Source organism: Actinopolyspora mortivallis (assembly GCF_003001495.1).
GTDB classification, from domain to species: Bacteria; Actinomycetota; Actinomycetes; order Mycobacteriales; family Pseudonocardiaceae; genus Actinopolyspora; species Actinopolyspora mortivallis_A.
In genome coordinates this window covers 40,608-47,268 of record NZ_PVSR01000034.1, presented here as the reverse complement: position 1 = coordinate 47,268, position 6,661 = coordinate 40,608, and the positions used below count along the sequence as shown (strand labels likewise).

Genomic DNA, 6,661 nt, shown 5'->3' with positions numbered 1-6,661 from the left:
GGCCGAGGAGTCCCACCACCGGGAGGAGTGGGGTCCCGCCCAGGCGGAACTGCCCTACGAGACCGGCTACGCCGGGCCGGGGCCGCACGCCTCGACGGGGTACCTGCCCGAGATCCGCGCGGAGGGCTGGCACGGCAGGCCGAGTGAGACGCGCCAGCCCTTCCCCTCGCCCCACGAGACCGAGGACTACGGCAACACCGCCCACACCGGCTCCATCGGGGGAGGCATCCCCGCCACGCCTCCCGAGCAGCAGCGACTCCCGTTGACCCCCCAGGACCCGCCGTGGCCGGGCACCGGTTCCGCCACCGGCAGGGGCCCCGGCGAGGCCGAAGGAGAAGCCTCCGAGCCGGAGGAGGACGAGGAGGGCGAGGCCCTGCAGGCGGCCAACGAGATCTGGCCCACCTTCGGCAGCGACAACAAACCGGAGCAGCAGCAGGGACAGCCCTACACCGCCCCCAAGAACGGTCCGCCCACCTCGCAGACCCGGCTCAACGCCAAGTACACCTTCGACACCTTCGTCATCGGCTCCTCGAACCGCTTCGCCCACGCGGCGGCGGTGGCCGGGGCCGAGGCACCGGCCCGCGCGTACAACCCCCTGTTCATCTGGGGGGAGTCCGGGCTGGGCAAGACGCACCTGCTGCACGCGGTGGGGCACTACACCCAGCGGCTGTTCCCGGGGATGCGGGTGCGCTACGTCTCCACGGAGGAGTTCACCAACGACTTCATCAACTCGCTGCGGGACGACAGGCAGGTGGCCTTCCAGCGCCGCTACCGCGACGTGGACGTGCTGCTCGTGGACGACGTGCAGTTCCTGGAGGGCAAGGAGGGCACCCAGGAGGAGTTCTTCCACACCTTCAACACGCTGCACAACTCGAACAAGCAGATCGTGGTCTCCTCGGACCGTCCCCCGAAGAGCCTGCACACCCTGGAGGACCGGCTCCGCACCAGGTTCGAGTGGGGACTGATCACCGACATCCAGCCTCCCGAGCTGGAGACCCGCATCGCGATCCTGCGGAAGAAGGCCGCCCAGGACCGGTTGGCCGCTCCCGCCGAGGTGCTGGAGTTCATCGCGGCCCGGATCGAGCGCAACATCCGTGAGCTGGAAGGCGCGCTGATCCGCGTGACGGCCTTCGCCTCGCTGAACCAACAGCCGGTGGACGTGCAGCTCGCCGAGATCGTGCTGCGTGACCTGATACCGGACGACGCGCAGCCGCCGGAGATCAGCACGCAGACCATCATGTCCATGACCGCGGAGTTCTTCGGGGTGACCGTGGACGACCTGTGCGGGCCGGGCAAGACGAAGGCACTCGCCCAGGCCCGTCAGATCGCCATGTACCTGTGTCGGGAGTTGACTGACTCCTCGCTGCCGAAGATCGGGCAGAGCTTCGGGGGCCGGGACCACACGACGGTGATGCACGCGGACAAGAAGATCCGCAAGGCCATGGCGGAGCGGCGGCGGGTCTACGACCACGTGCAGGAGCTGACCGCGCGGATCAAGCAGCAGGCCTCCTTCCTCTGAGGAACTCCCGGTTCCGCACCGCCGGTCCGGTGGTGCTCGTTCTCGGGGCCGGTGACAGGCCCGGCCCGGACGCCCCTCCGTCCTCGGGTGTGCGCGGCGGGCGGAGGCGTGTGCGCGAAGGAGCCCCCCCCCGGCCGTGCGGCGCGGCCGAGTGCCCTCGCGGACCGGTGGTGGAGTTCCGCGCGGACACGCCGACGATCATCCTCGCCGCCGCCGGCGACGACGTGTAGCTTCGATCACGATCAGGGCGGTGACCAGCTCGTCCTGTAGGAAAAACGAGCGGAGGGGACGAGTTGTACACACCCTGTGAACACGGACTGTGTACAGCTCTCACAAAAATCACCCGAATGTGAATTTCCACATGTGGAGCCGGCCAAAACTCACCCTGAGGTGGGCTTGTGCACAGCTTCGAGTGTCCCCAGGGGTGACCAGCGACAGGACTCAAACGACCCACATGCCGTACACAAGTTCTCCCCAGTTGCCCACAGATCCTCCCCAAGTTGTCCCCAAGGTGTCCACAGATTTATCCACAACCTGATCGAGCTAAACAGGGTTATCCACAGGACGTGGGGACAAACTGGGCAAAACTTGGGGAGCGACTGTGGATCAAACCCCCCGCAACTGTGGACAGCTTCGCTTGTGGACAAATCGATCCACAGTGAAGCCGATTCATCCCCAGTTTGCCCACAAGAACATCCACAGCGGTGTACAGCCACTGAACTGCGAAAACGAGGCCTGTCCCCAACATCCACAGGCCCTACTACGACAACTCCACTTGTTTTTCTCCCTGAGGGAAGAGAAGAAGCAGAAAACGCGCGCGAGCTCGCTGCCAAGCCCGACCGAGGACGTCACCGAGGGACGGACCCACGTAGTACGCGCTCAGCCAACGCTCTACCGTGGGAGACCCGTCGGGCTTTGAGCGTCTCCGGCGCAGCGCCCCACCGGGGCTCACGGGCACGGCTCGGCCCCCAACCGTCCACGGCACGTACACCCACATCCCGTTCGATCAGGATCTTCTCGGCACCACGGTCGGGAAGGGCGGAACCGAAAGGACACTCATGAAGATCCGTCTGGAACGTGACGGTCTCGCCGATGCTGTCTCCTGGGTCGCTCGCAGCCTTCCGTCGCGCCCACCGGTTCCCGTGCTGGGCGGGATGCTGCTGGATGCCGAGACCGAGGGCAGACTGACCATCTCCGGCTTCGACTACGAGGTCTCCGCCCAGGTCGGAGTGGAGGCGGAGGTGGAGTCCACCGGGCGCACCCTCGTCTCCGGCCGCCTGCTGGCCGACATCACCAAGGCGCTGCCCCAACGCCCGGTCGAGATCACCGTCGACGGCTCCCGGGTGAGCATCTCCTGCGGCAGCTCCCGCTTCAGCCTGCCGACCATGCCCGTGGAGGACTATCCACAGCTTCCCCAGATGCCCGAACTGGCCGGATCCGTGCCGGGCGACGCCTTCAGTTCGGCCGTCTCCCAGGTCGCGGTGGCCGCGGGCAAGGACGAGACCCTGCCCATGCTCACCGGCGTCCGTGTGGAGATCAACGATGACCAGCTGACCCTGGTGGCCACCGACCGGTTCCGGCTGGCCATGCGGGAGCTGTCCTGGCAGCCCGCCGGTTCGGTCGAGGACACCGCCGTGCTGGTCCCCGCCCGCACCCTCTCCGAGTCGGCCAAGACCCTCGGCGGGGCGGGAAGCACGGTCGAGCTCTCGCTGGCCTCCTCGGACGGGCTGCTCGGACTCTCCGGAGCGACGCGGCGCAGCACCACACGCCTGCTCGACGCGGAGTTCCCCCCCTACCGCAAGCTGCTGCCCGACGAGCACGCGGCCTCCGCCGTGGTGGACGTGTCCGCCCTCACCGACGCCATCAAACGCGTCTCCCTGGTCGCCGAACGCGGGACCCAGGTGCGGCTGGAGTTCTCCGAGTCCGCCCTGCGCCTGACGGCCGGGGGCGACGACGAGGGCAGCGCGGAGGAGGAGCTGCCGGTCGAGTTCGACGGGGAACCGCTCACGATCGCCTTCAACCCGAACTACCTGCAGGACGGGCTGACCGCGCTGAAGGCCGACCGCGCGCGCATGTTGTTCACCACGTCGAGCAGGCCCGCCGTGTTCAAACCGGTCGACGACGAGGGGGAGACCGTGCCCGGCTATCTGTACCTGCTCATGCCGGTTCGGATGCCGAGCTGAGCTGGGCGGACACGTCCGTGTGAGAACCGTGGTCCGTCCACGGGACGAACGGAGTCGAAAGGAAGTTTCGGTGCAACTGGGTCTGGTCGGCCTCGGCAAGATGGGCTTCAACATGCGCGAACGGCTGCGTGCCGGTGGGCACGAGGTCGTCGGCTACGACCGCGACCAGCAGGTCGCTGACGTCCCCTCGCTGGCGGGGATGGTGGAAAGGCTCACGCCGCCGCGCACCGTGTGGGTCATGGTGCCGCACGGGGAACCGACCAGAAGCACCCTCCGGGAGCTCGCGGAGCTGCTCGCCGAGGGGGACCTGGTCGTCGAGGGCGGGAACTCGCCCTACAGCGAGGACCGGGAGAACGCCGACTTCCTGGCCGAACGCGGCATCTCCTACGTGGACGTCGGCGTCTCCGGCGGTGTGTGGGGCGCGCGCAACGGCTACGGCCTGATGGCCGGCGGCGAGACCGCCGACGTCGAACGGGTGATGCCGGTGTTCGACACGCTGCGCCCCGAGGGGGACCGCGACAAGGGGTTCGTGCACGCGGGCCCCGTCGGCGCGGGGCACTACGCGAAGATGGTGCACAACGGCATCGAGTACGGGCTGATGCAGGCTTACGCCGAGGGGTTCGAACTGCTGGAGGCCTCCGGGGTGGTCACCGACGTGGCCGGCACGATCCGGGCCTGGAGCCACGGGACGGTGGTGCGTTCCTGGCTGCTCGACCTGCTGGTCCGGGCGATGGAGGAGGACCCGGAGCTGCAACGGCTGGAGGGCTACGTCACCGACTCCGGTGAAGGGCGGTGGACGGTGGAGGAGTCCATCCGCAACGCCGTGCCCACCCCGGCCATCACGGCCGCGCTCTACGCCCGTTTCGCCTCCCGACAGGAGGACTCGCCCGCGATGAAGGCGGTGGCCGCGTTGCGCAACCAGTTCGGCGGTCACGCGGTGAAGTCCAGCGACGAGTGAACCGACTCCGGTCTCGACGTCGGCCGGACGCCCACACCGGGGGCGACCGGACACCGACGACGACCGGGTCAACGAGGCACTACTGGGGCCGCCGTGTACGTACGCCACCTCCAGCTCACCGACTTCCGCTCCTGGCAGCACGTGGACCTCGCGCTGTCCCGGGGGGCGACCGCCCTGGTCGGGGCCAACGGGCAGGGCAAGACCAATCTCGTGGAAGGACTCGGTTACCTCGCCACCCTGGGTTCGCACCGGGTGGCCACGGACGCGCCGCTGATCCGGCACGGCGCGGAACGCGCGGTGGTGCGGGCCGCGGTGGTCAACGAGGACCGCGAGTTGCTGGTGGAGCTGGAGATCGCCCAGGGCCGGTCGAACCGGGCCCGGATCAACCGCGGGTCACCGATCCGGCCCCGCGAGCTGCTGGGGGTGCTGCGGACGGTGCTGTTCGCCCCGGAGGACCTGACCCTGGTGCGGGGGGAGCCCGGTCAGCGCCGGGGCTTCCTGGACGAGCTGCTGGTCGCCAGGGCACCGCGGTACGCCGGGGTGCGGGCGGAGTACGAGAAGGTGATCCGCCAGCGCGGCGCGCTGCTGAAGTCCGCCGGTCCCGGTGGGCCCGACTCCGACGAGCTGCGCACCCTGGAGGTCTGGGACGGCTACCTGGCCAGCTACGGGGCCGACCTCCTGGCGGGCAGGCTGGACCTGGTCACCGACCTGCTTCCGCACGTCAGCCGGTGTTACTCCGAGGTGGCCACGGGGGAACCCGCCGCCGAGGACCCCGCACAACACCCGGTTGGGCTGGTCTACCGCGCCAGCGCGGACCTTCCTCCGGAGGGGGCGGGCAGCGAGGGGCGGGCCGACCGCCGGGCCCTGGAGTCCGCCCTGCTGGAAGAGCTGCGGCAACGGCGTGGACAGGAGCTGGAACGTCGGGTGTGCCTGGTCGGGCCGCACCGTGACGACCTGGAACTCGTGCTGGGTCGGCTTCCGGCCAAGGGTTACGCCAGCCACGGGGAGTCGTGGTCGTTGGCCCTGGCGTTGCGACTGGCCTCCTACCACCTGCTGGCCGAGGATGGTGCCGAACCGGTGCTGATCCTGGACGACGTGTTCGCCGAGTTGGACTCCCGACGTCGTGCCCGGTTGGCACGTTCGGTCGCCGGAGCCGAGCAGGTGCTGGTCACGGCCGCGGTCGCCGAGGACGTCCCGGCCGAGCTTTCCGGTGTCCGTTTCGACGTGCGTGACGGGGAGGTGTGGCATGTCGGATGAGATCCCGGCCGGCTTCTCCGGAGGAACCGGTTATTCGGCTTCTTCCGGCGGGCCCGGTCCCGGAAACCGGGGCGGGGGAGGCGGTGGCACCTCCGGGGGATCCGGAACGGGCGGGGACGACCTCGCCCGGGCCGCGCTACGCGCGGTGCGCGAACGCTCCGGGGCGACGACGCGGCGCTCCCCCGGTGGGGAGACCGCGCGCTCCCGCCGACGGCGCGGGTGGTCGGGGGCGGCCTCCGACGACCGCGATCCGCAGTCGCTGGGGGAACTGGCCTCCAGGATGGCCGCCGACCGCGGCTGGTCGGAACGGCTGGCCGGGGGGCAGGTGTTCGGCCGGTGGACCGAGCTGGTCGGTGAGGAGATCGCGGCGCACAGCGAGCCCGTGGAGCTGCGCGAGGGGGTGCTGGTGGTGCAGGCGGAGTCCACCGCCTGGGCCACCCAGTTGCGTTTGCTGCAACGCCAGATCGTGCGGCGCGTCTCCGACGGGCTCGGCAGGGACCTGGTCCGGCGGATCAGGGTCCAGGGGCCGGCCGCGCCGAGCTGGCGCCGGGGTCCGCGGCACGTGTCGGGCCGGGGGCCGCGTGACACCTACGGGTGAGTGCTGTCGTTCTTTCGGGCGGAAGTTCCGCCGCGATGGAGGCGGGAACGACAGGTGTGAATCAGAAGGCCCCTCTCGGTTTCGCCGCCCCGTAAAGGTGTCCTGATCCGTTTCGAGGGCTCTGTGAGCCATTCAGCGGCGTCCTT

The 6,661-nt window shown here is 69.6% G+C and carries 5 protein-coding genes; all 5 read left to right on the top strand.

Annotated elements, in window-relative coordinates; translation table 11 throughout:
• Positions 1-1,519 (top strand): chromosomal replication initiator protein DnaA (gene dnaA, locus CEP50_RS15960; protein ID WP_219905512.1); only part of this gene is annotated, 1,519 nt, incomplete at its 5' end.
• A gap of 1,058 nt (positions 1,520-2,577) precedes the next feature.
• Positions 2,578-3,702 (top strand): DNA polymerase III subunit beta, encoded by a 1,125-nt coding sequence (gene dnaN, locus CEP50_RS15950; protein ID WP_106114745.1) that lies wholly within the window; start codon positions 2,578-2,580, stop codon positions 3,700-3,702.
• A gap of 70 nt (positions 3,703-3,772) precedes the next feature.
• Positions 3,773-4,660: a phosphogluconate dehydrogenase (NAD(+)-dependent, decarboxylating) gene (gene gnd, locus CEP50_RS15945; protein ID WP_106114744.1), complete on the top strand. Its 888-nt coding sequence runs from the start codon at positions 3,773-3,775 to the stop codon at positions 4,658-4,660.
• A 93-nt stretch (positions 4,661-4,753) separates the two neighbouring features.
• Positions 4,754-5,917: a DNA replication/repair protein RecF gene (recF, locus tag CEP50_RS15940; RefSeq protein ID WP_106114743.1), complete on the top strand. Its 1,164-nt coding sequence runs from the start codon at positions 4,754-4,756 to the stop codon at positions 5,915-5,917.
• A complete protein-coding gene (locus CEP50_RS15935) occupies positions 5,907-6,515 on the top strand; it encodes a DUF721 domain-containing protein (protein ID WP_106114742.1) in 609 nt (202 codons plus the stop codon). Before recF ends, CEP50_RS15935 begins: the two co-directional genes overlap by 11 nt.
• Positions 6,516-6,661 lie beyond the last annotated feature (146 nt).